The sequence below is a fragment of the Pseudomonas amygdali genome (assembly GCF_002699855.1).
Taxonomy (GTDB): domain Bacteria; phylum Pseudomonadota; class Gammaproteobacteria; order Pseudomonadales; family Pseudomonadaceae; genus Aquipseudomonas; species Aquipseudomonas amygdali.
In genome coordinates this window covers 1-25,854 of the sequence record NZ_LKBW01000284.1, presented here as the reverse complement: position 1 = coordinate 25,854, position 25,854 = coordinate 1, and the positions used below count along the sequence as shown (strand labels likewise).

22 protein-coding genes and 3 pseudogenes are annotated in these 25,854 nt (G+C 58.0%); 19 read left to right on the top strand and 6 right to left on the bottom strand.

The window, feature by feature from the left end; all coding sequences use genetic code 11:
• Positions 1 to 41 precede the first annotated feature (41 nt).
• Positions 42 to 545, bottom strand: coding sequence for an REP-associated tyrosine transposase (locus tag AO277_RS20895; RefSeq protein ID WP_044318723.1), 504 nt, complete (start codon positions 543 to 545; stop codon positions 42 to 44).
• Between the two features lie 144 nt (positions 546 to 689).
• On the opposite strand from AO277_RS20895, the gene AO277_RS20890 reads away from it, so the two are divergent.
• From AO277_RS20890 to ureC, 15 genes and pseudogenes are all read left to right on the top strand, one after another.
• Positions 690 to 1,151, top strand: a complete 462-nt coding sequence (locus AO277_RS20890; protein ID WP_002555389.1) for a copper chaperone PCu(A)C — start codon at positions 690 to 692, stop codon at positions 1,149 to 1,151.
• Positions 1,152 to 1,164: 13 nt separating this feature from the next.
• Positions 1,165 to 1,599: a DUF2946 domain-containing protein gene (locus tag AO277_RS20885; protein WP_044318722.1), complete on the top strand. Its 435-nt coding sequence runs from the start codon at positions 1,165 to 1,167 to the stop codon at positions 1,597 to 1,599.
• 84 nt (positions 1,600 to 1,683) lie between these two features.
• Positions 1,684 to 3,057, top strand: coding sequence for a PepSY-associated TM helix domain-containing protein (locus AO277_RS20880; protein ID WP_044318721.1), 1,374 nt, complete (start codon positions 1,684 to 1,686; stop codon positions 3,055 to 3,057).
• Between the two features lie 247 nt (positions 3,058 to 3,304).
• Positions 3,305 to 6,748: pseudogene (locus tag AO277_RS20875) on the top strand (dermonecrotic toxin domain-containing protein).
• Positions 6,749 to 6,998: 250 nt separating this feature from the next.
• A complete protein-coding gene (gene urtA / locus AO277_RS20870; RefSeq protein ID WP_002555394.1) occupies positions 6,999 to 8,264 on the top strand; it encodes an urea ABC transporter substrate-binding protein in 1,266 nt (421 codons plus the stop codon).
• A gap of 243 nt (positions 8,265 to 8,507) precedes the next feature.
• The gene (gene urtB, locus AO277_RS20865) at positions 8,508 to 10,100 is read left to right on the top strand and encodes an urea ABC transporter permease subunit UrtB (RefSeq protein ID WP_044318720.1); all 1,593 of its coding nucleotides are present in this window, start codon (positions 8,508 to 8,510) and stop codon (positions 10,098 to 10,100) included.
• Positions 10,100 to 11,179 carry an urea ABC transporter permease subunit UrtC gene (gene urtC / locus AO277_RS20860; RefSeq protein ID WP_044318719.1) on the top strand — a complete coding sequence of 360 codons (1,080 nt, stop codon included), beginning with the start codon at positions 10,100 to 10,102 and terminating at the stop codon, positions 11,177 to 11,179. The genes urtB and urtC overlap by 1 nt, the downstream gene beginning before the upstream one ends.
• Entirely contained in the window at positions 11,176 to 12,036 is an 861-nt protein-coding gene (gene urtD / locus AO277_RS20855) for an urea ABC transporter ATP-binding protein UrtD (RefSeq protein WP_099259108.1), read from the top strand. Before urtC ends, urtD begins: the two co-directional genes overlap by 4 nt.
• Before the next feature lie 96 nt (positions 12,037 to 12,132).
• A complete protein-coding gene (urtE, locus tag AO277_RS20850) occupies positions 12,133 to 12,831 on the top strand; it encodes an urea ABC transporter ATP-binding subunit UrtE (protein WP_044318717.1) in 699 nt (232 codons plus the stop codon).
• Between the two features lie 52 nt (positions 12,832 to 12,883).
• A complete protein-coding gene (locus tag AO277_RS20845) occupies positions 12,884 to 13,729 on the top strand; it encodes an urease accessory protein UreD (RefSeq protein ID WP_002555399.1) in 846 nt (281 codons plus the stop codon).
• Positions 13,730 to 14,032: 303 nt separating this feature from the next.
• On the top strand, positions 14,033 to 14,335 hold the full coding sequence (gene ureA, locus AO277_RS20840; RefSeq protein WP_002555400.1) for an urease subunit gamma: 303 nt from the start codon (positions 14,033 to 14,035) through the stop codon (positions 14,333 to 14,335).
• A gap of 10 nt (positions 14,336 to 14,345) precedes the next feature.
• Positions 14,346 to 14,888 (top strand): GNAT family N-acetyltransferase, encoded by a 543-nt coding sequence (locus tag AO277_RS20835; protein WP_005732132.1) that lies wholly within the window; start codon positions 14,346 to 14,348, stop codon positions 14,886 to 14,888.
• Positions 14,889 to 14,898: 10 nt separating this feature from the next.
• Positions 14,899 to 15,432 carry a tabtoxinine-beta-lactam acetyltransferase Ttr gene (gene ttr / locus AO277_RS20830; RefSeq protein WP_002555402.1) on the top strand — a complete coding sequence of 178 codons (534 nt, stop codon included), beginning with the start codon at positions 14,899 to 14,901 and terminating at the stop codon, positions 15,430 to 15,432.
• The gene (locus tag AO277_RS20825) at positions 15,429 to 15,737 is read left to right on the top strand and encodes an urease subunit beta (protein WP_002555403.1); all 309 of its coding nucleotides are present in this window, start codon (positions 15,429 to 15,431) and stop codon (positions 15,735 to 15,737) included. Before ttr ends, AO277_RS20825 begins: the two co-directional genes overlap by 4 nt.
• A 331-nt stretch (positions 15,738 to 16,068) precedes the next feature.
• Entirely contained in the window at positions 16,069 to 17,769 is a 1,701-nt protein-coding gene (gene ureC, locus AO277_RS20820) for an urease subunit alpha (protein WP_002555404.1), read from the top strand.
• A gap of 84 nt (positions 17,770 to 17,853) precedes the next feature.
• Here ureC and AO277_RS20815 read toward each other — a convergent pair whose 3' ends face one another.
• Positions 17,854 to 18,108 (bottom strand): hypothetical protein, encoded by a 255-nt coding sequence (locus AO277_RS20815; protein ID WP_005732129.1) that lies wholly within the window; start codon positions 18,106 to 18,108, stop codon positions 17,854 to 17,856.
• 521 nt (positions 18,109 to 18,629) lie between these two features.
• Between AO277_RS20815 and AO277_RS20805 the strand changes: the two are divergent.
• A pseudogene (locus tag AO277_RS20805) lies at positions 18,630 to 19,753 on the top strand (sensor histidine kinase).
• Positions 19,754 to 19,828: 75 nt separating this feature from the next.
• Here AO277_RS20805 and cbpA read toward each other — a convergent pair.
• Positions 19,829 to 20,773 carry a curved DNA-binding protein gene (cbpA, locus tag AO277_RS20800; RefSeq protein WP_005732125.1) on the bottom strand — a complete coding sequence of 315 codons (945 nt, stop codon included), beginning with the start codon at positions 20,771 to 20,773 and terminating at the stop codon, positions 19,829 to 19,831.
• 326 nt (positions 20,774 to 21,099) lie between these two features.
• Here cbpA and AO277_RS20795 point away from each other — a divergent pair, with 326 nt between their 5' ends.
• Entirely contained in the window at positions 21,100 to 22,365 is a 1,266-nt protein-coding gene (locus tag AO277_RS20795; protein WP_044318716.1) for an Hsp70 family protein, read from the top strand.
• 139 nt (positions 22,366 to 22,504) lie between these two features.
• Here AO277_RS20795 and AO277_RS20785 read toward each other — a convergent pair whose 3' ends face one another.
• Together AO277_RS20785 and AO277_RS20780 are read right to left on the bottom strand one after the other, a co-directional pair.
• Complete coding sequence (locus AO277_RS20785) at positions 22,505 to 23,515, bottom strand: AI-2E family transporter (RefSeq protein WP_002555409.1); 1,011 nt, start codon at positions 23,513 to 23,515, stop codon at positions 22,505 to 22,507.
• Between the two features lie 188 nt (positions 23,516 to 23,703).
• The gene (locus AO277_RS20780) at positions 23,704 to 23,994 is read right to left on the bottom strand and encodes a PsiF family protein (RefSeq protein ID WP_044318715.1); all 291 of its coding nucleotides are present in this window, start codon (positions 23,992 to 23,994) and stop codon (positions 23,704 to 23,706) included.
• A 152-nt stretch (positions 23,995 to 24,146) separates the two neighbouring features.
• Here AO277_RS20780 and AO277_RS20775 point away from each other — a divergent pair, with 152 nt between their 5' ends.
• Complete coding sequence (locus tag AO277_RS20775) at positions 24,147 to 25,028, top strand: DMT family transporter (RefSeq protein ID WP_002555411.1); 882 nt, start codon at positions 24,147 to 24,149, stop codon at positions 25,026 to 25,028.
• On the opposite strand, the gene AO277_RS20770 is transcribed toward AO277_RS20775, so the two are convergent.
• Entirely contained in the window at positions 25,025 to 25,258 is a 234-nt protein-coding gene (locus AO277_RS20770; RefSeq protein WP_002555412.1) for a hypothetical protein, read from the bottom strand. The genes AO277_RS20775 and AO277_RS20770 overlap by 4 nt on opposite strands.
• Positions 25,259 to 25,537: 279 nt before the next feature.
• Between AO277_RS20770 and osmE the strand changes: the two are divergent.
• Positions 25,538 to 25,789 (top strand): annotated as a pseudogene (gene osmE / locus AO277_RS20765) (osmotically-inducible lipoprotein OsmE); the annotation flags it as partial.
• Between the last annotated feature and the right edge of the window lie 65 nt (positions 25,790 to 25,854).

Sequence of the window (25,854 nt, the reverse complement as noted above, 5' to 3'; positions counted from 1 at the left end):
CACGAAGAGGCCGGTACAGCCGCTGAAAATCAATTGATCCGCTAATCCGCCTTCGCGAGCAAGCTCGCTCCCACAGGGTCGTTATTTTCAAAGCCAAATTCGTCCCATAAGGGATAATCACGCACGCTTTTGACCAAGCCGGCTCGAACAGGATTGGCAACAATATAACGGGCGAAATTTAAAAGGCTTTCTTCAGTGCGGATGCCTACGTCGTGGTATCCGCTTTGCCAAAAAGGTCCACTGCATCCGCTGGCTCTGTTTATAGTGATCGCGCTTTTCGATTTGACGCGCTGTACAACTCTGGATAACGAGTGGCTATTCAACTGCAGCAGCCAGTGAATATGGTCCGGCATGACGACCCACGCTAATGAATCGGCCAGTTGCTGCTCCTGGACTTGCCGAAGCTCATCGACGAAGAGACGCCCCATGCGCCAGTCAGAAAAAGCAGGTTTTCTCTGGAGTGTTTTCGCGGTGACCAGATAAATCTGGCCTGTACCGGAGATCCGTCCGATGCGCAAACGATGCGACTTTGCCCTCTCACTCATCCCATCACCTTATGGCTGCGTGCTTGGGAGCGACTCTACAAAGCGCGCACACCTAGCGTGTGCTTAAAGGTTTACCTGAGTGTTTCGTATGTCCAGTCGAGCTGCCCTTCACTCTTTTTCTAAAACCTCCGGAGAACCCCCTCAATGCTCAAAAACGCACTCCTGCTGGCCGCATTACTGCTGCCAGCCTGCTTTGCCCAGGCCCATGAGTACAAGGCTGGGCCGTTGCTGATTGGCCATCCCTGGTCAATGGAGCTGCCGCCCAATGCGCCGACGGTCGCGGCGTATTTCACTGTCGAGAACAAGGGCGACAGCGCAGATCGTCTGATCAGCGTCGACAGCCCCATCGCCGGGCAAGCGCAGTTGCATGAACATATACACGCCGACGGGCTGATGAAGATGCAGCACGTTCAGGCGGTCGACATCCCGGCCGGTGCGAAGGTGAGTTTCGCGCCGATGGCCTGGCACGTGATGCTGCTGGACCTTAAAGACCGTTCGAAGCTGGTCACCGGCCAACGCTTCCCGATGACCCTGCATTTTGAAAAGGCGGGAGATGTCGAGGTGCAGGTCGTGGTACAAAAGCAGGCTCCGGAACACCAGCACTGAGTCGTTTTACAAAGTGAGCACATTGCGCCGCGTTCGCGACAGATCAGCCACCCGTAACAAACGGGGCGCATGGCTGAGTCTGTTCGCCATGTTGATGATCTTTATCGGTCCACTGGTTTCCCAGTCGATGCCGATGGATCAGCACGCCGACATGTCGATGTCCATGCCGGCCAGTATGGATATGTCGGCAGACAGCCACGCCCATCACGGCGGCGAGCATTCCATGCCTGCCGACGCGGGCATGAGCGATCACGCGCTGTGGGCAAAATGCGGCTATTGCACACTGTTGTTCAGTTGCCCGGCGCTGCCCCATGTGCTGGAACTGGTCGCAGCCCCGCCGCCAAGGCCGGGTGATTTCTTCGCCTCGCATCCCCTGCGGGGGCATGCACACAAGGCTATATTCCCCAATGCCCGAAGCCGGGCACCGCCAGCGCTCACCACGGCATAACCCGAAAAAAAGATTCCACGACGGCGCGCAGCTCAAGGCTGCGCGCCATTCGTGCTGTGTTATCCCTATTAGGGAGCGTTTAACGTGTCCAAACCTGATGTCTCTTTTTACAACCTTGCCTGGCGATGGCATTTCTACGCAGGGCTGTTCGTCGCACCGTTCATGATCCTGTTATCGCTGACCGGCATCATTTACCTGTTCAAGCCGCAACTGGACAACCTGATGTACCACGACCTGTTGAGCGTGGCACCGGCCGAGCACCGCCTCACTGCCGACGAGCTGCAACAGCGGGTAATAAGTGCTTACCCACAAGCAGCCATTGGCAAGTATTTCCCGCCGTTAAACGCCGAGGGCAGCGCGCAGTTTGTGATCAGCGAGCAGGGCCGCGAGGTGAATGTCTTCATTGACCCCTATCGCGGCGAGGTTCTTGGCACCCAGGACGCCAAAAAGAACCAGCAGGCGATTGCCCGCGCACTGCATGGCGAGCTGATGATCGGTACGCTGGGTGACCGGCTTGTCGAGCTGGCGGCTGGCTGGGGGATTGTGCTGGTGGTCTCCGGCCTTTATCTATGGTGGCCCCGAGGGCGCTCGGCCGCCGGCGTGTTCTGGCCACGCCTGACCGCCAAGGGGCGCGTGCTGTGGCGTGATCTGCACGCGGTGACCGGTTTCTGGGGCGCGTTTTTGCTGTTGTTCATGCTGTTGAGCGGCATGACCTGGACCGGGCTATGGGGCAAACAATACGCTGCGGTATGGAACACCTTCCCGGCAGCCATGTGGACTGACGTGCCCAAGTCCGACAAGCAGGCTGGCGAGTTGAACAATGCCAGCGTGCAGACCGTGCCATGGGCCATGGAAAATACGCCGATGCCGGTTTCAACCGGCGAGCACGCCGAGCACATGGACCACATGCATATGTCCAGCGCACCGGCAGCGCCAACCGTGTCATTGCAGCGAGTTGTCGACATTGCACGCGCCAGAGAGATCGTACCGGGCTACAGCATCACCCAGCCTAAAACAGCTGATGGCGTGTTCACTGTGTCGGTGTTCGCCGACGACCCGCGCGATGACGCGACGCTGCATATCGATCAGTACACCGGCAAGGTGCTGGCCGACGTGCGCTACGTTGATTACAGCGCAGTGTCCAAGGCCACCGAGCTGGGCGTGATGCTGCATGAAGGTAAATTTTTCGGCTGGATCAATCAGTTGCTGATCCTGCTGGCCTGCATGATGGTACTGCTCAGCTCGGTCAGTGGGTTGGTGATCTGGTGGAAGCGCCGACCTCGAAGCGGGCTGGGTGTACCGCCATTGCGCCACGACCTGCCACGCTGGAAAACCGCGACAGTGGTCATGATTGCCCTGGGCGTCATATTCCCTCTGGTGGGTATTTCGATGCTGATTGTCTGGGTGCTTGATCGAATAGTGCTTTCACGCTTTGCCAAAACAGCGGCAACAGCTTAGATTGCTCGCTGCGGGGCCTGAAACCATTGAGTGGCGTTGTGATGAATTCCTCCTCATACCCGGTTTCAGGTCCCGCCCTGCTTTGAACCTTCCATGCCCCCGAAACTTCCTACCGACCAGATCGCCAATGCTGCCTTCACCGACCTGCGCTGGCCGATAGCCGTGCGCCGTCAGCCCTGACTACATGAAATGAACCGCCCGGCCAATGCCTTAAGCGGATCATCCATCATGCAGGCGAATCGGCACCATGAACCTACCGCTCATAACATCAGCACCACCTCCACAACGTTCGCTTGCCAGCGACACGTATCCACCTGGTTTCAGCAAAGCAACCCAGGAGCTGGCCAGTACCTTGCTCTCCCCCCTCAAACCCGAGCTGGATGTGCAGACAACATGGCTGACCTACCTTGACAGCAAAGAAATACCGGACAAGGGAGCCAATATTCACAGTGTTCCGCTGATCCCCAGTCTGATCGAGCACTTCACCGGCCTTCTGAACTGGACCGACCATGATGTGCAAGGCCTTTACCCGACTCCGTCGTCCACTTCGCAAACACCAGCCATCCAACCGCTGGGCCGCGCAGCTATCGCGACTTTCTATACCCAGGTCAGCCAGCAACTGGAACAGTTCTATAGCCAGAAACTTGCGGACTACTGGAGCATTGCAACATCGGATGGCGAAACCAAGGGACACCAGTTTGTCGCCGAGCAGATCGAGTGCATGAAATCTGAATGCGCGGTGCAGATTGCCCTCGAAAAAATGACGACCGGGCACTACAGCCTGCTGTCGGCAGCATTGGCAGCCTGCGCCCCTGACCCCGACGGAAATACTGCCGAGCTGCAGCCACACAGCGTTTATGGACTTTCGGCAAGCGCTGGTGATAGCCCTCCGCTTTCGCTTTACGGGGCGTTTGTAATCGCAAGACGTCTTCGCGATGAACCTGTGCAGATCGATCAGGAGGAGCTTGAAGATGTGCTGCTGTTCACCCCGCATGACGGGCTGGAAGCATTTGCATCCTTGACACAAATGAACGAAGCCCTTGCTCGACGAGGGGCTGAACCTGATTACAGACGACGTCTGCTGGCTGATTCCGAGGCTGACCAACCAGTCCAGGCTGCACCTGACAGCAACATCTTGCAGTGGCAATACACTTTGCTGGAAGGCAACTTTCTAAGCCTGTTGCATACACGCCAGATCACCAGACAGCAATCTATGTTCGCTCAGGCCGTACAGCTTGCCCGCACCCAACGAATGGATGCGGTTTGTTTCGAGCAATCGATAGTGCAACTGCTGGGATCAGAAGTTTACTTCGACCACCATTGGCGCCTGGACCGGCTCGATAACGATCTGGTGGAAAGCCAGATGCCTGCATGGTGGAAAACCATGAAGCAGTCGCAGCGCATTGAATGGCATTAGCAGGCGCAGCGGTTTGGCCAATCGGTTGTGAATATTCGCAAAAACAGCAAGGACCACTTCGGTCAGCCGGATAACGACAGCCGCACTTACTTCACGCGCTATATCGACAAGCAGCTCGAGGACGTATTGAAACGAGCCTCAGTGGAGGTAGCAGCGCAGCACATTATTGTTTCACTGACCTATACAACCGGCACTGAAGTGCTGGATATTCCCGGCGCGCCTATGATGCCCGCAACCGAGACCGCGAAGACTTCGCTATGGCAGTTGGCATACACCCATGCCTACCGGGCCAAAGCTAAGGATGCATTGCTGATCCAGGCTATGGATAGTGAAGGCGCAGTCATCAGGAAACTGGACAAAGCCACCATCAAGGAATTGGTTACAACCATTGAGGCCCCCCAACACCTCAGCGAGTACCTCGACCTAAATCTGAAAACATCGGCGTATGCGCAACGACTCAAGCAGTCACGAAAAGTCATGCTGGAAGCTCAGATGAAGATGATGCTGCTGGAGATCGAACAACTGGCGTTTGCGCCAGCGGGTCGAGAGTGGATCAAAGCAGTGCTGGATTCGCCAGCACCGCAAGGGCGCCGAACCATCATAGATGAAGCCATCGAAGTCAGGTTTTTCACTGTCAATCAATTCAAGATGACCAATGTCATGCTGATCGCTCCCGCGGGGAAATTCGATAAGGGACCGCTTGTACTGTGCACACTGAATGCTTCCGACGGCATCGTTTTCCGCTGGTTCAACAGCATGTTTCATCTCACCACCACCTTTCTGGAAGAAGTCTCGTTTCAGCAGTACCTGCTTAAGCAAATACCGCTGTCCAGGCGTCTGGAGACGCTGCGTGCCATGCAGTACGAGAAAGAGGCAAAGCACTGGCGCCCGCCACAGGTACTTACTCAATTTTCGCTGATACCGATCCCTTCAAGGCTGCTGCATCCAGTCGTTTTTATCCGCCAGAGCAAAGATATTTACGAGGAAATTCACGAGACCAGGATCACTCAGTTGATCAGCGAAGCCAAGCGGCATATGAGCCAGGAAACCAATCAGGGGCAAGCCGGCCGAAGCTTCGATCTGATCGCCGGTATCGCAATTCTGTTTCTGCCTGAACCGATCATGATGCCTGTTGCGCTGGGCGTGGGCCTGTATAAAACCTGGAACGCCTTTTCGAAAATAGACGAAGGCGACCACGAAGGAGCCGCCGAGGAGTTTCTGAGCGCCATTGGCTATCTTGCCACTGCTCTCATTGGCCATGTGGCGCTAGCCCTTAAACCGGTAACGCATGCCTCCGGAGCAGCAAGAAGTCCGCACCTGATTCGCAGGGTGGGTAGCGATGGGCAGATGCAGATTGGCTATCTCCTGTCGCATTCCAAAGCCCCACGTTTTGCAGACTCTAAATTAATCGTCGCTATGGACCCTCACCGCTTCACTGCCATCGAGATAGAGGGCCAGACCTGCTTCATAAGCCGTCGTGCCAACATGTTCGGCCACTCGCGCCTTTATCGGCCGAACCCCATGGATGCAACGCAGTTGGTGCATGAGCAGGAATTTGCCTTGCGTACTACCAGCGGTGCCTGGAAAACCGTGGGAAAACAAATACCGCGGCTGAGTCAGCCAGCCATCCGCAATGCCCAAGCACAGCTGACCAGCCTGACAACTGCCTGGCCTGCGTCCCTGGAAGAAGCAAGCAGCGCTGAACGTTTGAAGTTCGAGGCCGATTACCTCGCCCTGAGTAAAGCGTCCAACGCAGAAAGCTTTTCGGAAATAGCAGCTTATACAGAGGGAGGTTCGGCAGCCATCAATCCTGTATTGCGAAACGGTATGCGCAACGCCACCACAAGCAGGTTTCTCCGCCAGTTCTACAAACTCAAGCCATGGCATGGCACTGCCTTTCGCTCCACGTATGTATCCAGCGAAGGAGTGGCATGTCTGGAACGCGAGATAGGTGCGGTGTTTACAGATAATGGCGTGCAGTCCGCATCGGTATCGCGAGCCAATGCCTCCAGATGGAGCCAGGATGGATTTGTGAGCAGTAACGCTAACTCGGAAAATCACCCGGTATTCTTTATCTTCGCGCCTAATGTGCCCAAGAAGAACATGTTTACCGGCTTTCTCGGTGATCACGTCGCCATCCCGCCTGGAACTCGCGTGCAACTGGGTGCGACAACACGGGTCAACGGCCAGCTGTTCGCCTGGTTCGATGCTCCCGAGCGACTCGTTGACCAGACCTACGATCTTTACACCGGAGCACAGGAGTTCTGGGTATGAGGCGCTTGGCCGTTTGAACACAACGGCAGTAGAGACAATGCTGGTATTTCATGGTCCGCACCATTGCAGCGCATAGCGCACGCCCTCTTCCTGCCCCCGTTCCAGGTTGGTGCGCATACCCTTTACTGCGCGACACATTCGTTCCATTTTGCGACGCGCTTAGGTTGGCCCAGACCTTGCTAACGGTTGAAAGAGCAACGTAATGCACCGCCGCAGACCTATCAAAAAAATGAACCAAGGGAGCTAGTCAATGAAGCGTCGCAGCCTGATCAAAGCCTTTACCCTGTCCGCATCGATCGCCGCCATGGGGTTGACCTGGACCGTTCAGGCTGCCGAAACCATCAAGGTCGGTATTCTGCATTCGTTGTCCGGGACCATGGCGATCTCCGAGACCTCGCTCAAAGACATGGCCTTGATGACCATTGACGAGATCAACGCCAAAGGCGGCGTCAACGGCAAGATGCTCGAAGCAGTGGTTGTCGACCCGGCTTCCAACTGGCCACTGTTCGCCGAAAAAGGCCGCCAATTGCTGACCCAGGACAAGGTGGCGGTGGTCTTTGGTTGCTGGACATCGGTATCGCGCAAATCGGTGCTGCCGGTCTTTGAGGAACTCAACGGCTTGCTGTTCTACCCCGTGCAGTACGAAGGCGAAGAGATGTCGCCCAACGTGTTCTACACCGGTGCCGCGCCTAACCAACAGGCGATCCCTGCGGTCGAGTACGTAATGAGTGAAGAAGGCGGTTCGGCCAAGCGCTTCTTCCTGCTCGGCACCGACTATGTCTACCCACGTACCACCAACAAGATTCTGCGTGCATTCCTGCACTCCAAGGGTGTAGCGGATAAAGACATCGAAGAGGTCTACACCCCGTTCGGTCACTCCGACTATCAAACCATAGTGGCCAACATCAAGAAGTTCTCTGCAGGTGGCAAGACAGCGGTTATCTCCACCGTTAACGGCGACTCCAATGTGCCGTTCTACAAAGAACTGGCCAACCAGGGCCTGAAAGCCACCGACGTACCGGTTGTAGCGTTTTCGGTAGGCGAAGAAGAACTACGCGGCATCGACACCAAACCACTGGTAGGCCACCTCGCCGCCTGGAACTACTTCCAGTCGGTGGAAAACCCGGTCAACAAGAAGTTCGTCGCTGACTGGACTGCCTACGCCAAAAAGAAAAACCTGCCAGGCGCTGACAAAGCGGTGACCAACGACCCGATGGAAGCTACCTACGTCGGTATTCACATGTGGGCACAGGCAGTCGAGAAAGCCAAAACCACTGACGTGGACAAGGTACGCGAGGCAATGGCCGGACAAACCTTCGCAGCACCGTCGGGATTCACCCTGACCATGGACAAAACCAACCACCACTTGCACAAGCCGGTAATGATTGGCGAAGTGGAGGACAACGGTCAGTTCAACGTCGTCTGGCAGACCAAAGAGCCGATCCGCGCCCAGCCATGGAGCCCCTACATTCCTGGCAACGACAAAAAGCCTGATCATCCCGTGAAGAGCAACTGATGTGACGGGGCTGAGAGCACAACAACTCTCGCCCCTACGCTCCAGCGCTAGTCGTACGCACACGTTCGCTCGGCCTCAGGGTGGAAAGCATTTTTTGTAGGAGCGGACTTGTCCGCGAAGGCGGCTGTTCAAACGATACATCTTCAGTGAATGTAACGGCCCTTTCGTGAACAAGTTCACTCCCACGGCCTTCGGCCAGAATCAAGAGCAGACGGCGCCACACTCAATCAAGGCCATATTGATATGCCTTCCTACTTCTACTACCGTTTCATCCTCGCTATCAGCCTGCTGCTGCCCCTTGCAGCTCAGGCCAGCGATGCCAGTGATTTTGTCGCAGCCAGTTCTGCACAACAGGCCGAGCTGCTGGAGGCCTGGGCAGCCAAGCCGACAGCGGAACGCGTTGAACTGCTTGAAGCTCTGCGCGATGGCCGTGTTGCCGCCGACAGCAGCAAGCGCGCCTGGATCGAAAACAACGATCAATACGTGCCGGCCGATGCACAAGCCCCGGCAGCAGCCGACGCCCCAACTCCTGACGAAACGCGCAAACTGCGCCTGAACAACCGGCTGCGTGGTCTGATTGAAACAGCGCTGGCCAGCCACCAACTGCTGGCAGCCGATACGCAACTGCGCATGGCAGCAGCCCTGCAATTGCAAAAAAGCGCTCGCCCTGCACAACTGGAGCTGCTGACCGAACGTGTCGCCAGCGAAACCGATTCCAGCGTCAAAAGCGCGCTGGCCCTGGCGCTGGCCAACCTGCAAATGGTCGACTCCATCCCGACAGTACGTCTGGCTGCCGTGCGACTGCTGGGTGAAACCGGTGACCCGCTGGCGCGTACCCGTCTTGAATCATTGCTGGCGCCCGGAGTGGAAACCGACGCTTCGGTACGCGTGGCGGCTGAAACCAGCCTGGCACAGGTGAAGCGCAAGCTGATGATCGGCGAAATCCTCGGTCAGGCGTTCAGCGGCATATCGCTGGGGTCGATCCTGCTGCTGGCGGCGCTGGGCCTGGCGATCACCTTCGGCCTGCTTGGGGTGATCAACATGGCCCATGGCGAGATGCTGATGCTGGGCGCCTATTCAACCTATGTCGTGCAACTGATGCTGCAGCGCTATGCGCCGGGCGCCATCGAATACTATCCGCTGATCGCACTGCCGGTGGCGTTCTTTGTCACCGCCGTGATCGGCATGGCCCTGGAACGTACGGTCATCCGTCACTTGTATGGCCGTCCACTGGAAACCCTGCTCGCCACCTGGGGCATTAGCCTGATGCTGATTCAGGCCGTACGTCTGGCCTTCGGCGCGCAGAACGTTGAAGTCGCCAACCCGCAATGGCTGTCAGGCGGCATTCAGGTGTTGCCTAACCTGGTATTGCCTTACAACCGCATCGTGATCATCGCCTTCGCCCTGTTCGTGGTCGTGTTGACCTGGCTGCTGTTGAACAAGACCCGACTGGGTCTGAACGTGCGCGCCGTCACCCAGAACCGCAACATGGCTGCCTGCTGCGGTGTGCCGACCGGGCGCATCGACATGATGGCATTCGGTCTGGGCTCGGGCATTGCAGGTCTGGGCGGCGTCGCCCTGAGCCAGATCGGCAACGTCGGCCCCGACCTTGGCCAAAGCTACATCATCGACTCATTCCTGGTGGTGGTGCTCGGCGGTGTCGGGCAACTGGCCGGTAGCGTGATGGCGGCCTTCGGGCTGGGCATTGCCAACAAGATTCTCGAACCGCAAATCGGCGCTGTATTGGGCAAGATCCTGATACTGGCGCTGATCATTCTGTTTATCCAGAAACGTCCGCAAGGCCTCTTCGCATTGAAAGGACGGGTGATCGACTGATGAGCCAGCCATTGATGGTAACTGCCGCACAAAAAGTCGGCCCCAAAGGCAAGTTGACCGCAGGCATTGTGATACTGGCTGTGCTGCTGGCACTGCCGTTGCTGTCGTTGTTGCCTGCCGATAACAGCTTTCAGGTCTCGGCCTACACCTTGACCCTGGTGGGCAAAATCCTCTGCTACGCCATTGTCGCCCTGGCGCTGGATCTGGTCTGGGGCTACGCCGGGCTATTGTCGCTGGGCCACGGCCTGTTCTTCGCACTGGGCGGCTATGCCATGGGCATGTACCTGATGCGCCAGGCCGCAGGTGATGGTTTGCCTGCGTTCATGACGTTCCTGTCGTGGACCGAACTGCCGTGGTACTGGGCAGGCACCGACAATTTCCTCTGGGCGCTGTGTCTGGTGGTGCTCGCACCTGGGCTGCTGGCGCTGGTGTTCGGCTTCTTCGCCTTCCGCTCGCGGATCAAAGGCGTGTATTTCTCGATCATGACCCAGGCCCTGACGTTTGCCGGCATGCTGCTGTTCTTTCGCAACGAGACCGGCTTTGGCGGCAACAACGGGTTTACCAACTTTCGCAGCATTCTGGGTTTCAGCATCAGTTCCCAAGGAACCAGAGCAACGCTGTTCCTAGCGACAGTCTTATTGCTGATTGCCAGCCTGTACATCGGCTGGCGCCTGGCGCAGAGCAAGTTCGGCCGGGTTCTGACGGCGTTGCGTGATGCGGAAAACCGCCTGATGTTCTGCGGTTACGATCCGCGCGGCTTCAAGCTGTTTGTCTGGGTCTTGAGTGCCATACTGTGCGGCCTGGCCGGGGCCCTGTATGTGCCGCAGGTCGGCATCATCAACCCCAGCGAAATGTCGCCGACCAACTCTATCGAAGCAGCAGTGTGGGTAGCATTGGGCGGCCGTGGCACGTTGATCGGCCCATTGCTGGGCGCGGGTCTGGTGAACGGCATGAAAAGCTGGTTCACCGTGGCTTTCCCGGAATACTGGCTGTTCTTTCTCGGCGCGCTGTTCATCATCGTCACGCTGTACCTGCCCAAAGGCGTGATCGGCTTGCTGAAGAAAAGGAGCGAGCAATGAAAACCACTCCTACCCCGTCGTTCATGCTTGAACCGGTTCTGGCACCCAACTCTGATGCAGGCACCAGCCGCGATGCGGTAGGCCTTGGCAAAAGCGCTGGTAAAGGGCTGAACACACGACACGGCACGATCCTGACGCTGGAAGACATCAGCGTCAGCTTCGACGGTTTCAAGGCACTGAACGATCTGAATCTGTACATCGGCGTGGGCGAGCTGCGCTGCATCATCGGCCCCAACGGCGCTGGCAAGACCACGCTGATGGACGTCATCACCGGCAAGCCCCGCCCCAGCCACGGCAAGGCCTGGTTCGGCGAAACGCTGGACCTGACGCAGATGAGCGAAGTGCAGATTGCTCAGGCCGGAATTGGCCGAAAGTTCCAGAAGCCGACGGTGTTCGAAGCCTTGAGCGTGCTCGAGAACCTTGAACTGGCTCAAAAGACCGACAAATCGGTATGGGCCAGTTTGCGTGCGCGGTTGAGCGGCGAACAGCAGGACCGGATACGCGAAGTCCTGGAAACCATTCGCCTGACCACCTCCATGCACCGCCCGGCGGGCTTGCTGTCTCACGGCCAGAAGCAGTTTCTGGAGATCGGCATGCTGCTGGTTCAGGACCCGCAATTGCTGCTGCTCGACGAGCCGGTGGCGGGCATGACCGACGCCGAAACCGAATTCACCGCCGAGCTGTTCAAGGGCCTGGCCGGCAAACACTCACTGATGGTGGTCGAGCATGACATGGGCTTCGTCGGCTCGATTGCCGACCACGTCACCGTGCTGCACCAAGGCAGCGTATTGGCCGAAGGCTCGCTGAACGACGTGCAGGCCGACGAACGCGTAATCGAAGTGTATTTAGGGCGCTGACGCAACGAACTGATCGGCGCGCGGCACGGAAATACCTGTCCAGACGCCCCGCGTCCCAACATTACGATTACGCTGCAACCGACGAGAACATTCACCATGCTCCAGGTCGAAAAGCTTCATCAGTATTACGGTGGCAGCCACATTCTTCGTGGTCTGTCGTTTGATGTGAAGGTCGGTGAAGTCACCTGCCTGCTGGGCCGCAATGGCGTAGGCAAGACCACGCTGTTGCGTGTGCTGATGGGCTTGTTGCCGTCGAAGGAAGGCTCGGTGCAATGGGAAGGCAAGGCCATCACCCAGTTCAAGACGCATCAGCGGGTGCATGCCGGGATTGCTTATGTGCCGCAAGGCCGGGAAATATTCGGCCGGCTGACGGTCGAGGAAAACCTGATGATGGGCCTGTCACGCTTTCCGGGCTCCGAAGCCAAGGAAGTGCCGGCATTTATCTACGAGCTGTTCCCGGTGCTGCTGCAGATGAAACATCGGCGTGGCGGCGATCTGTCCGGTGGTCAGCAGCAGCAATTGGCGATAGGCCGGGCATTGGCGAGTCGTCCACGCTTACTGATTCTCGACGAACCCACCGAAGGTATTCAGCCCTCGGTGATCAAGGAAATCGGCGCAGTGATCAAAAAACTGGCCGAGCGCGGCGACATGGCGATTCTGCTGGTCGAGCAGTTCTACGACTTCGCGGCGGAACTGGCCGATCAATACCTGGTGATGTCGCGGGGAGAAATCGTCCAGCAGGGCCGTGGCGAGAACATGGAGACCGAAGGGGTTCGCGGTCTGGTGACTATTTAATTAATGCGCCAATCCGTTATCGTGCTGCACTCGACAATCCAATGAAGACACCATGAATCTGCCTGCCAACACCGCCCTTTTTACCCCCAGCTGGCATGCCGAGCTGGAATTGGGTTATGGCCGTTTCGATGACTGCACACGCCCGACCCAACGTCGCCACAAAGGGCCGCTGCGGGTGCAAAAGCATCTGTATGCCGAAGGACCGCAGGTGTGCCAGCACATCATCGTTCACCCACCGGGCGGTATCGCCGGGGGAGACCGGCTGGACATTTCAGCCACGGTCGGTGCCGATGCCTGGGCACAACTGACCAGCCCCGGCGCAGCGAAATGGTATCGCGCCGCCAGCCCGGCCTTTCAGCAACTTGAACTGCACGTCCACCCCGGCGCGACACTGGAATGGCTGCCGCAGGAAACCATCGTCTTCAGCAATGCCCAGGCAGAACTTACCACCCGCATAGAACTACACGGTGACGCGAAGCTATGCTACTGGGATGTAGTAGCACTGGGCCGTCCGGCCAGCGGCGAGCGTTTCGAGCAGGGACATTTTCAGTCGCATCTGGATATCCGCCGCGACGGCACATTGCTCTGGCACGAACGGCAACGCATTATCGGTGGCGACGGGCTGCTGGACTCGCCCATCGGCCTGGACGGCAAAACGGTATTCGCCACCCTGCTGCTGACCGGTGAAGTGAGCAGCGATCTGCTTGAGGCCTGTCGCTCGCTGTCGATGCCCAACCCGGTACGCGGTGATCTGACCCAATTGCCGGGCCTTGTAGTGGCTCGCTGCCTGGCAGACGAAGCATTGCACGCGCGCGCCTGGCTGATACAAATCTGGAAATACCTGCGCCCTGCCCTGCTGGGACGCGAGGCGGTAACGCCAAGAATCTGGAACACCTGATTGATGACTGGACGCTCTGCATTCCAGGCTACACCCTCGGCGCTGATACACTCAGCGTGATACATAAGTCCTGAAAAGCCCGAAAATCGGGGGCTTTTAGCGCTTCTGCCCGCAGGGCGTGGGAGCGAACGTGTTCGCGAAGACAATGTTTTAGGCGCTGCATTTTCGGCGACTACACCGGCCCCTTCTCGAACAAGTTCGCTCCCACGGCCTTCGGCCAGACCCCAAAACAGACTTATACATAACGATGAGGGCTCAAGCCTGGGAACGATCAACCACCGAATTTGAACAAACGGAAGCCCCATGGACCTGACACCACGCGAAAAAGACAAGCTGCTGATATTCACTGCCGGACTGGTTGCCGAACGGCGTCTGGCGCGCGGCGTGAAGCTCAATTACCCGGAAGCCATGGCCTACATCTCTGCGGCGCTGCTTGAAGGTGCGCGTGACGGGCAGACCGTCGCTGACCTCATGCACTACGGCACGACCCTGCTGACCCGCGATCAGGTCATGGAAGGCATTGCGGAGATGATCCCGGAGATTCAGGTGGAAGCCACCTTCCCGGACGGCACCAAACTGGTCACCGTGCATCAGCCGATTGCCTGAGGGAGTGATCATGCAAGACGTGATTCGCGATGCCCTGCCGGTCGATCTGCCAGGCATTCTGGCCATCTACAACGACGCAGTGCTCAACACCACGGCTATCTGGAATGAACAACCGGTCGACCTGGCCAACCGCCAGGCCTGGTACGCAGCTCGCCAGAGTCAGGCGTATCCAATTCTGGTGGCCGTCGACCACGCAGGCGAGGTGCTGGGCTACTCATCGTTTGGCGACTGGCGCCCCTTCGAAGGGTTTCGCCATACGGTGGAGCATTCGGTCTATGTTCGCGCAGACCAGCGCGGCAAGGGGCTGGGGCCGCGCCTGATGGCATCGCTGATCGAACGAGCCAGAGACTGTGAGAAACACATGATGGTAGCCGCCATCGAAAGCGGCAACGCGGCCTCCATCGCCCTGCATGAACGCCTCGGCTTCAAGACTACCGGACAGATGCCGCAAGTCGGCACCAAGTTCGGCCGCTGGCTGGACCTGACCTTCATGCAACTGGATTTGTCGCCCGGTGTTCCGGCACCCGCGTCACAAGCACCCAAGCCCTTCTAGAGAGCACGCCATGAACCATGCACAACTGCGACGTGTTACCGCTGAAAGCTTCGCCCATTATCGCCATGGTCTGGCGCAGTTGCTGTTTGAAACGGTTCACGGCGGCGCATCGGTGGGGTTCATGGCTGATCTGGATATGCAGCAGGCGTACGCTTGGTGCGATGGCCTGAAGGCCGATATCGCCGCAGGCAGTCTGCTGCTGTGGGTGGTGGCCGAAGACGATAATGTGCTGGCCAGCGCGCAGTTGTCACTGTGCCAGAAGCCCAATGGCCTGAACCGCGCCGAAGTGCAGAAACTGATGGTGCTGCCCAGCGCCCGAGGTCGTGGTCTGGGCAGGCAACTGATGGACGAAGTCGAGCAGGTTGCAGTAAAACACAAACGCGGGCTGCTGCACCTGGACACCGAAGCGGGCTCGGTGGCTGAAGCGTTCTATAGCGCGCTGGCCTACACCCGCGTCGGCGAACTGCCAGGCTACTGCGCCACACCGGACGGTCGCCTTCATCCGACCGCCATTTATTTCAAAACCTTGGGGCAACCGACATGATCCCTGGTCAATACCAGATCCAGCCCGGCGATATCGAACTCAACGCCGGACGCCGTACCCTCAGCCTGACGGTTGCCAACAGCGGCGACCGGCCGATTCAGGTGGGCTCGCATTTCCACTTTTTCGAAACCAATGACGCACTGACCTTTGATCGCGCCGCCAGCCGCGGCATGCGCCTGAATATCCCGGCCGGCACCGCCGTGCGCTTCGAGCCGGGCCAGTCCCGTGAAGTCGAGCTGGTGGACCTGGCCGGATTGCGCAAGGTCTACGGCTTTGCCGGACGGGTAATGGGCGATCTGGATTGAAGCCTTTTTGAATACCGTTCCTACGCTCCGCGTTCATCGTTACATACAAGTCTGCTTTTGATTCTGGCCGAAGGCCGTAGGAGCGAACTTGTTCGCGAAGAGGCCGGTACAGCCTCCAGAAACAGGGCGTTCGGACTAACGTCTTCGTGAGCAATGCGGATCGCCGCAACGGTCATGCAGGCATCCAATCGGGACGTGTGTATGACGATGGGCACTCGGCACGAGGATCAAAAGCTTTGACGACTAACGACTTGCAGCTCGCCGCTGGTCGCTTTGAAAAACTTACAGTTTGCGGCCTGCAGCTTGCCGCTCTGAATCCGAGGTACGAAAGATGAAGATAAGCCGACAAGCCTACGCAGACATGTTCGGCCCCACCGTCGGCGACAAGGTTCGCCTGGCCGACACCGAGCTGTGGATCGAGGTCGAGAAGGACTTCACCACCTATGGCGAAGAAGTGAAGTTCGGCGGTGGCAAGGTCATCCGTGACGGCATGGGCCAAGGCCAGCTAATGGCCGCCGATGTGGTCGACACGCTGATCACCAACGCCCTGATCATCGACCATTGGGGCATCGTCAAGGCTGACGTCGGCATCAAGAATGGACGCATCGCAGCCATCGGCAAGGCCGGTAACCCGGACATCCAGCCAGACGTGACCATTGCGGTCGGCGCGGCCACCGAAGTCATTGCCGGTGAAGGCATGATCCTCACCGCTGGCGGCGTCGATACGCACATCCACTTCATCTGCCCACAACAGATCGAAGAAGCGCTGATGAGCGGCGTGACTACCATGATCGGCGGCGGCACCGGCCCCGCCACTGGCACTAACGCCACCACGGTCACGCCCGGTCCGTGGCACATGGCGCGCATGCTCCAGGCTTCGGATTCGTTTCCGATGAACATTGGCTTCACCGGCAAGGGCAACGTCAGCCTGCCCGGCCCGCTGATCGAGCAGGTCAAGGCGGGCGCTATCGGTCTGAAGCTGCACGAGGACTGGGGCACCACACCCGCAGCCATCGACAACTGCCTGAGCGTTGCCGATGAATACGACGTGCAGGTCGCGATTCACAGCGACACGCTGAATGAGTCAGGTTTCGTCGAAACCACCCTCGCCGCGTTCAAGAACCGCACCATCCACACCTACCACACTGAAGGTGCAGGTGGCGGCCACGCGCCGGATATCATCAAGGCCTGTGGTTCTCCGAACGTGCTGCCCAGCTCGACCAACCCGACCCGGCCTTTTACCCGTAACACCATCGACGAACACCTGGACATGCTCATGGTCTGCCACCACCTGGACCCGAGCATCGCCGAAGACGTGGCATTCGCGGAAAGCCGTATACGCCGGGAAACCATCGCCGCCGAGGACATTCTTCACGACCTGGGTGCCTTTTCGATGCTCAGTTCCGACAGCCAGGCCATGGGCCGGGTTGGTGAGGTGATCATGCGCACCTGGCAAACCGCCGACAAGATGAAGAAGCAGCGCGGCCCCCTGCCGCAGGACGGTCCCGGCAACGACAACTTCCGCGCCAAGCGCTACATCGCCAAATACACCATCAACCCGGCGATCACCCACGGCATCAGCCATGAGGTGGGCTCCATCGAAGTCGGCAAGTGGGCGGACCTGGTGCTGTGGCGTCCGGCATTCTTCGGCGTCAAACCGACCCTGATCCTCAAGGGCGGCGCCATTGCCGCCAGCCTGATGGGCGACGCCAACGCTTCGATCCCGACACCGCAACCGGTTCACTACCGCCCCATGTTCGCCAGCTACGGCAGCTCGCTGCATGCAACCAGCCTGACCTTTATCAGCCAGGCGGCATTCGACGCAGGCGTACCGGAGTCACTGGGCCTGAAGAAGCAGATCGGCGTAGTCAAAGGCTGTCGCACCGTGCAGAAGAAAGACCTGATCCACAACGACTACCTGCCGGACATCGAAGTTGACCCACAGACCTATCAGGTCAAGGCCGACGGCGTGTTGCTATGGTGCGAACCGGCCGATGTGCTGCCGATGGCACAACGGTATTTTCTGTTCTAGCAAAGCGCTCGAAAGTGGGGGCTCTTGTTGAGCCCCTGCTGCTCGACGTACAAACTGGATTGACGTACAAACTGGATTAAAGCCCTAAGGCTCAAGACGCTCCAGGAATGTCTCTTTAGAGTTCAGTATCTGCAACGACTGCAGCGAGTCGTTGATGGCGTCGAACATGCCCAGATCCTGTTCAGTCGGTTTACCCTGCAACACCCGATGCAGAGCAAGAAAAACGCTGAGTTTGCCTCCCGACATATAGTCCCGTTTGCTTACTTTTGCATCTGCCAGTATCTCCCCCGCCAGCGCGATCTGCTCTTCGACGAACGCTGCAAACTCTGTCTTCAACATGCTGAATCTCCGGTTATGAGGTGAGTAGCAACTCATCCAGCACTTGCACCATCCGCTCCCTGGTTTGCTGCCCTACAAGGTCTTCCCGTACTCTTTTGCCATCCTTGAAAAAACCATCGTCGGACCGTGATTTATCTCGTACTCGTTCGAAGTCACGGGGTTCAAAGAGTCTTTGAGATCCGAATCCAGCTCGATCTCTACTCTGATCAGGCTTACCTTTTCGGCGTATTTCTNCTGGCGTTTTGATCACCTCGTTTACTGACTTTTCCTTTCGTCGAGAACTCCACCGCCACAAGCCTGTGGCAGCTGGCATCGACAACCTCTTTCTGGAAGGTTGAATCGGTAGCAGTGATGACACTCATGTTCATGCCCCTCATTCAATTAATCGCTGATTGAACATAGGCCTGCAAAAAAAGGGCGTCTACTGACAGAAATGACAGTAAACGCCCTGTTTGTCGTGTCATGTAAAAGCGATAATATGCGCCATCTTCCGTCACGCTCCTCCAACAAGGTAGTCGGCCATGCGCCTTTCCGAGTTCATCGTTGTTCATGTGGATCGCATTGTCGATGAATGGGAAGACTTCGCCAGGACTCTGAAACCTGCCGCCGACTCGATGAGCAAGCTGGAGCTGCGCGATCACGCCAAATCGATTCTGCTCGCAGCTGCACGGGACATGAAAACTGTGCAGAGCAAAATCGAGGAGATTGCCAAGGCCAGAGGCGAAGAGCGGAACAAGACGCCAAGCCTGGACGAAGCAGCCATGGCGAGTTGCGTCATGAGGTCGGCTTTGATCTGGTGCAGATGACGTCGGAATTTCGCCATCTGCGCGCCAGCGTCATCCGCCTCTGGGTAGAAAGCCTGGCAACGCCGCAACTGGCCGATTTTCAGGACGTGATTCGTTTCAACGAAGCCATCGACGAGGCGCTTGCCGAATCCACCGCTGCCTATGCGGAACGGGTTGGCCGTTCACGGGATATATTTCTTGCCATTCTGGGTCACGATCTGCGCGCGCCGCTGCAGGCCGTCAGCATGTCGACGGAATTGCTGGCACGCAAGATAGCGCTGGACGAAAAGACCCAGTCCTATGTTTCGCGTATCCAGACCAGCACCCGCCATATGGGCTCGATGGTCAGCGATCTGCTGGAATTCGTGCGCAGTCGCCTGGGCGCCGGGCTACCGGTTGAACGCAAATATATGGATTTGGCCAGTGCTTGCCGTGAAGCCATCGAGGAAGCCTGCGCCGGGCGACCGGACTCTGTTCCGGTGCTGAACATCGAAGGCAACACCAAAGGGCACTGGGACGCCGGGCGGATCAGCCAGATGCTGCAGAACCTGATCGGCAATGCCCTGCAGCACGGTGCGGCCAGTCACGAGATAACGGTCAGTGTTACGGGTGCCGAGAAAGCGGTGATATTGGTGGTACACAACGAAGGCAAGCCGATTGCCGAAGACGCTATCGGGACGATCTTCGATCCGCTGGTGCGCAGCACCGAGGAAAACAGCGAAACACGCGGTACATCGACCAGCCTGGGTCTTGGCCTGTTCATCGTCAAGGAAGTGGTCAACGCCCACGGTGGCAGCATCACTGTGACCTCGACCATTGGTGAGGGCACGACCTTCAATGTGGTGCTGCCGAAAAACTGAGCGAGGCTGATTGCCTGCTGATGCGGGTGGCGCATCAGCCCATTCAGAAAAGACAGAATCGCAAGACCGCTATGCTCAACCCTTCCACTGCGCCCGGGGATCAAACGAGGCACTGTCTGCCAGTTTCTGCCAGAGTGCCCGGGTTGCCTCGTCGGTGTGCTTGGGCACGACGATTTTCAGCTGGGCGTAAAGGTCGCCCCGCTCGCCGCTCTTGTTCATCAAGCCGTTACCCTTGATCCGCAGTCGCTGACCGTTCTGACTGTCCGGGCGGATGGTCAGGTTGATCCTGCTGTTCAGCGTCGGTACCGCCACCTTGGTGCCCAGCACTGCTTCCCAGGGCGCCAGTGGAACGGTGATGACCAGATCATGGCCCTCGACCTCGAACAGAGGGTGCGGTGCCAGGCGAATGATCAGGTACAGATCGCCATTGGCACCCCCGCCCACTCCAGGCGCGCCCTGGCCCTTGAGGCGAATGCGCTCGCCGTCGACGACGCCCGCAGGAATCTTCACGTTCAGGGTCTTGGTGATATCGCTCATGCGCTGCCCGTTGGGGCTGTGCTGCGGCACCTTGAAGCTGACCTGCTTGGACTCACCCGACAAGGTCTCCTCAAGGAAGACTGCCAGCTCCATCTCAACGTCCTGCCCGGTACGCCCGGGGTTGCGGGTACGGCCGCCCTGCTGTGGCCGGCCGCCGAAAATGGAGCTGAAAAATTCTGAAAAGTCTGCCGTTTCCTCGAATCCTCCAGCGCCTGCGCCAGCCCGGCTTTGCCAGCCTGGCGGAGTCTGGAACGGACGACCCTGCCGACCGTACTTGCGCAGCTCATCGTACTCAGCGCGCTTATCAGGGCTGCTGAGCACTTCATAGGCTTCGGACGCTTCCTTGAACTTGTCTTCAGCGCCTGCTTCCTTGCTGACGTCAGGGTGATACTTGCGCGCCAGTTTGCGATAGGCGGTCTTGATCGCCTTGTCGTCCGCAGTCGGCTCAACGTCAAGTATCTTGTAGTAGTCTTTGAAATCCATGTAACGATCACCCATCCGAATTATCCGGCAAAGCCATATACGCTGGCGTCACGCGCCCAGCTCCCTCTGTTTACGAGGTATCTGGATTACCTAACGTCGAAAATTTATAGATAGCCGGCCGTCTTTGCAGACGGGTCGATCACTCGACAACATCGTGTTCGACAGCCAGGTCTACCGAGAATCCCTTCAAGATCGGGGGTAACGGGCTTCAGTTCAAGCCTTGACGGTAAATACAGCCAAGTAAATATAAGCGACGTGTCGCGCTACGCAATTGGCGCGCGCTGACATAAACTGCGCGGCCGTTTTTTGACTGGAACGTAAAAGACATGAATGACCAATCCCCGGCCCGTGCCTGCGGCATCGATTTCGGCACGTCCAATTCCACCGTCGGCTGGCAACGACCCGGCGTGGAATCGTTGATCGCGCTGGAGGACGACAAAATTACTCTACCGTCGGTGGTGTTCTTCAATATGGAAGAACGCCGCCCGGTGTATGGCCGCCTGGCGCTGCACGAGTATCTGGAAGGTTATGAAGGCCGCCTGATGCGCTCGCTCAAGAGCCTGCTGGGCTCAAAGCTGATCAAGCATGACACCAGCGTGCTGGGCACGGCGATGCCGTTCAAGGATTTGCTGGCGCTGTTTATCGGCGAGCTGAAAAAACGCGCCGAGCACACGGCCGGACGCGAGTTCGAGCAAGTGGTACTGGGTCGCCCGGTGCATTTCGTCGATGACGATGCACAGGCAGATCAGGAAGCCGAAGACACACTGGCCGAAGTGGCCCGCAAGATCGGCTTCAAGGACGTATCGTTCCAGTTCGAACCTATTGCTGCGGCATTCGACTACGAGTCCACCATCAAAGACGAAGAGCTGGTACTGATTGTCGACATCGGCGGCGGTACGTCGGACTTCTCGCTGGTGCGCCTGTCACCCGAGCGACGCCAGCACGATGATCGCCAACAGGACATTCTTGCCACGGGCGGCGTGCACATTGGCGGCACCGACTTCGACAAGCAGCTGAGCCTGCAAGGCGTGATGCCGCTGTTCGGTTACGGCAGCCGTATGAAAAGCGGTGCCTACATGCCGACCAGCCACCATATGAACCTGGCGACCTGGCACACCATCAATGCGGTGTACTCGCAAAAGTCGCAGCTGGCGCTGGGCAGCATGCGTTATGACATTGAAGACACGGGTGGCATCGACCGCCTGTTCAAGCTGATCGAACAGCGCGCCGGGCACTGGCTGGCCATGGAAGTGGAAGAAACCAAAATCCAGCTGACCCACGCTGAAAACCGCCATCTGCCAATGGACCGGGTGGAAGCAGGATTGAGTGTGGACCTGAGCCGGGTGATGTTCGAGGCGGCAATCGACGCTCAGCTTGAGCGCGTGCGCAACAGCGTGACGAACTTGCTCAGCGACGCGGGCGTGAGTGTCGAGCAGGTCAACACGGTGTTCTTCACCGGCGGCTCCAGCGGCATTCCCGCCCTGCGCAACAGCGTCTCGGCTATGCTGCCCATCGCCCGCCACGTCGAAGGCAACATCTTCGGCAGCATCGGCAGCGGCCTGGCGATTGAAGCGAAGAAGCGTTACGGCTAGTGGTATGACTCGGAGCGCAGGCACGGTAGTTAAAGAACTATCGTTCCTCACGCTCCAGCGTGGGAATGCCGTTCGTGACGCTCTGCGTCACAGATTCCAGCCGCACCGCAGACTCTAGCCAGTCAGATATCCACGCGCCCTAGACCAACCCTTCCTTCTGCAACTCGCTCTTCAGGTACGCATAGTAAATCGGCCCTGCCACCACACCCGGCAGGCCGAAGGCGGCTTCGAACAGCAGCATCGCCAGCAGCAACTCCCACGACTTGGCATTGATCTGTCCGCCGACGATGCGTGCATTGAGGAAATACTCGACCTTGTGAATCACGATCAGGTAACCCAGCGCAGCCAGCGCTACCCAGATCGAGATCGACATGCCGACAATGAAAATGAGCGTATTCGACATCAGGTTACCCACCACCGGCAACAGGCCGAGCAGGAAGGTCATGATGATCAGGGTCTTGGTCAGCGGCAGGTGAATCCCGCACAACGGGAGGACGATGGCCAGGAATACCGAAGTAAACGCCGTATTGAGCAGGGAAATCTTGATCTGGGCGAAAACGATGTTGCGAAATGCGCGACTGACCAGATACAGACGATCGAACAGTGCGGCCGCCAGCGGCTTGCGCGCATGGACATCGGAAATACGCTGCAAGGCGATGATTGCCCCCAGCACCATGCCGATCAGCATGGTAACGAACATGTGTGCTGCGCCCTTGCCGATCAACTGCAACTCGCCGACGTGCTTCTGCAGCCACTGCCCAAGAGAGACCTGAAACTCCGCCGCACTGGCAGGCAGATAGGCATCTATGAACGGCGGCAGCTGACCGCGCGCGCGATCCACCAGGGTCATGAACTTGTCCAGCGAGGCCCCGGGGTTTTCGGCTTCGTGCAGCACAAAGCTGATGACACCGGCAAAAATCAGTGTCAGCAGGCTGACCACCACAGTACCCAGTAGCGCTACCGCCAGCCAGCGGGCGCGTTCGCCAGAGATCAGACGCTGCAACTTGGGGGTCAGCATGTTGACCAGTTCGAACACCAACAGTCCGGCCAGCAGGCTGGGCAGCAACTTGAATGGCAACACCAATAACAGACCGCCAAATACAAGAATCCAGCTGGCTATTAACACCTGACGCGCAGAAAACGTTGGCATAGACCCTCAACGGGCAACACAAGGAAGGTGGGCAGTCTGCCAGCCTTCTCAGTCGAGAACCAGTGATCCGAAAGCCGGAAAAAGTGCGGCGCAATCATCTGCCCGATGATCGGCTCGATAACGGCGCCAAAGTGCAGTGTTTACTGCACCCGCGCGCCTTGTCTGTAGCGATGGCTCTGGCTGGAAAATTATTTCTTCTTGAGACAATCGCTCATGAAACTCTTGCGAGCGTCGCCCTTGAGTGCCTGAGTACTGGCGGTCGCATTGCAGGTCTTCATCTTGTCCTGCTGGGTAGCTGCCGGCGTTGGTGCCGCTTTCAGGCAAGTGCTCATGAACGCCTTGCGCTCATCGCCCTTAAGCGATTTGGCGCTGGCGTCGGCATTACAAGTGGTCATTTTGTCCTGCTGCGCAGTCGCCGCGAACCCCTGAGCAGACAGCATCAAGCCAACGAGCAATAAAGGAATACCGAGCTTCTTCATCGATCAACTCTCCAGAACCACCGCACCGGACGGCGCAGGCTGTGATTCAGTGTAGTCAGATGTTGCGACCCATGACGGGGCACACTGCATCGCCGCTGGCATTCTCGACCAACAGGCGGATAATTACGCCTCGCTTTAACGATGATTCCCTCATGCAATACGCTTTTCCACTGATTACAGTCCTTATCTGGGCGATCAATACGGCCGTCACCAAGGCGTCTGCCGGAGTGATCTTTCCGGCTGAAATAGGCTTTTATCGCTGGGCGCTGGCAGGCTTGCTGTTCACACCCTTCATGCTCAGGCCTGTCTGGGCAAATCGCGCCGCGATCAAACCGGTGCTGGGTAAAATTTTCATTCTTGCCGTGCTCGGCACTGCGATGTATCAAAGCCTGGCGTATTTCGCTGCAAGCCTGACGACCGCCACCAACATGGGGATCATTCAGTCGCTGGTGCCCATGATGGCGCTGGGGCTGTCGATAGCCTGCCTGGGCAATCGCCTGACCCGTGGCGCACTGCTGGGCGCTGTGCTGTCATTCGTGGGAGTGGTAGTGGTGGTGTCGGCGGGCAATCCCGCTGGGCTGATCGATCATGGCGTCAATCGGGGCGATGCGATGGTGCTGGTGGCCGCAGCGTCGTACGCGGTCTACAGCACGCTGCTGAAGAAGTGGCAATTGTGCCTGCCGCCCCTGCAATTGCTTTACGTACAGATTCTGCTGGCGCTTATCGTGTTGCTGCCGCCTTTTATCCTGTCGGCAAAAACCGGCTTGAATGCCAGCAACATTCCGATGGTGCTGTATGCAGCCATTCCGACTTCCATGCTTGCGCCATGGTTGTGGATGACCTCGATCATGCGTCTGGGGCCCAGCCGCACAACGCTGTTCTTCAACCTGATGCCGATCGCCACGGCATTGATCGCCGCGGCGACGCTGGGCGAACAACTTGCGCTCTATCACCTGTTCGGCGGAGCGCTGACCCTGTGCGGCGTCATCCTTGCAGAACGCTGGACGACCCCGCTGCGGTCAAAGACGAGTTAGGCAGTCGCGCTGCCCTCACTGCCCTCCACACTATGAATCGACACATCGGTGATTCCGGCGGCGTGAGCCATGCCGGCTTCACCGACTGAAAGATCGTCCAGCTCGACATGGTGCTTGAGCGCCAGCTCGTGTACCACTTCGATGATGGGCACATCCAGATTCTCGATGACGTCTACGTGGTGCTCGCCCAGCAAGGTGTACTCGATTTCATACAGTTCTTTATCGCTCATCGCATCTTCCTGGCCGTCACTGAGGAGCGGCTGATTAACGAACTACGGTCCGACAACCGATGACCGAGCCCAGGGCCGGACCCTAATGTCCGACCGTGCCATCAGATTGACCTCGCGGTTTCGGGAACGTGCTGGCTAATATTCAAAGGGCCACCTCGCGGTCAGGGATTGTCGCGAGAGGTACTGCCGTATCGCCATCTTTTTTTCGAACTCTTAGCCCGGTTTCCTGCTCAAAGCGCTACCGGGCCAAGACCGGCTCTGACATGTGGAGCAATGACGATGTACAAGAAAATCTTCGCGGCGACTTTTGTATTGGCGACGATGGCCGGCTGCAGTAACACAACCGTGCAGAACCCGGTGGATTACGTCACTTATCGCAACGAACCGCTGGTCAAGCAGGTTGAGAACGGCATGACGCGCCAGCAGGTCCTGACCATCGGCGGCGAGCCGTCGAGCACCATCGAGCGTAAGGTCAACCCAGGCACCTGCAACAATTACGTCCTGGCCAAAGATGGCCACAAACGGGAGTATCAGTTTTTTTGTGTTCGGGCTGGTTAGGGCCTGCCGTCAGGCAGGCCCTTGTTTTACCAGCTCGG

Coding starts and splice junctions, on each gene's coding strand:
- AO277_RS20895 (WP_044318723.1), bottom strand. CDS start 545: ATGAGTGAGAGGGCAAAGTCGCATCGTTTGCGCATCGGACGGATCTCC.
- AO277_RS20890 (WP_002555389.1), top strand. CDS start 690: ATGCTCAAAAACGCACTCCTGCTGGCCGCATTACTGCTGCCAGCCTGC.
- urtA (WP_002555394.1), top strand. CDS start 6,999: ATGAAGCGTCGCAGCCTGATCAAAGCCTTTACCCTGTCCGCATCGATC.
- urtB (WP_044318720.1), top strand. CDS start 8,508: ATGCCTTCCTACTTCTACTACCGTTTCATCCTCGCTATCAGCCTGCTG.
- urtC (WP_044318719.1), top strand. CDS start 10,100: ATGAGCCAGCCATTGATGGTAACTGCCGCACAAAAAGTCGGCCCCAAA.
- urtD (WP_099259108.1), top strand. CDS start 11,176: ATGAAAACCACTCCTACCCCGTCGTTCATGCTTGAACCGGTTCTGGCA.
- urtE (WP_044318717.1), top strand. CDS start 12,133: ATGCTCCAGGTCGAAAAGCTTCATCAGTATTACGGTGGCAGCCACATT.
- AO277_RS20845 (WP_002555399.1), top strand. CDS start 12,884: ATGAATCTGCCTGCCAACACCGCCCTTTTTACCCCCAGCTGGCATGCC.
- ureA (WP_002555400.1), top strand. CDS start 14,033: ATGGACCTGACACCACGCGAAAAAGACAAGCTGCTGATATTCACTGCC.
- AO277_RS20835 (WP_005732132.1), top strand. CDS start 14,346: ATGCAAGACGTGATTCGCGATGCCCTGCCGGTCGATCTGCCAGGCATT.
- ttr (WP_002555402.1), top strand. CDS start 14,899: ATGAACCATGCACAACTGCGACGTGTTACCGCTGAAAGCTTCGCCCAT.
- AO277_RS20825 (WP_002555403.1), top strand. CDS start 15,429: ATGATCCCTGGTCAATACCAGATCCAGCCCGGCGATATCGAACTCAAC.
- ureC (WP_002555404.1), top strand. CDS start 16,069: ATGAAGATAAGCCGACAAGCCTACGCAGACATGTTCGGCCCCACCGTC.
- AO277_RS20815 (WP_005732129.1), bottom strand. CDS start 18,108: ATGTTGAAGACAGAGTTTGCAGCGTTCGTCGAAGAGCAGATCGCGCTG.
- cbpA (WP_005732125.1), bottom strand. CDS start 20,773: ATGGATTTCAAAGACTACTACAAGATACTTGACGTTGAGCCGACTGCG.
- AO277_RS20795 (WP_044318716.1), top strand. CDS start 21,100: ATGAATGACCAATCCCCGGCCCGTGCCTGCGGCATCGATTTCGGCACG.
- AO277_RS20785 (WP_002555409.1), bottom strand. CDS start 23,515: ATGCCAACGTTTTCTGCGCGTCAGGTGTTAATAGCCAGCTGGATTCTT.
- AO277_RS20780 (WP_044318715.1), bottom strand. CDS start 23,994: ATGAAGAAGCTCGGTATTCCTTTATTGCTCGTTGGCTTGATGCTGTCT.
- AO277_RS20775 (WP_002555411.1), top strand. CDS start 24,147: ATGCAATACGCTTTTCCACTGATTACAGTCCTTATCTGGGCGATCAAT.
- AO277_RS20770 (WP_002555412.1), bottom strand. CDS start 25,258: ATGAGCGATAAAGAACTGTATGAAATCGAGTACACCTTGCTGGGCGAG.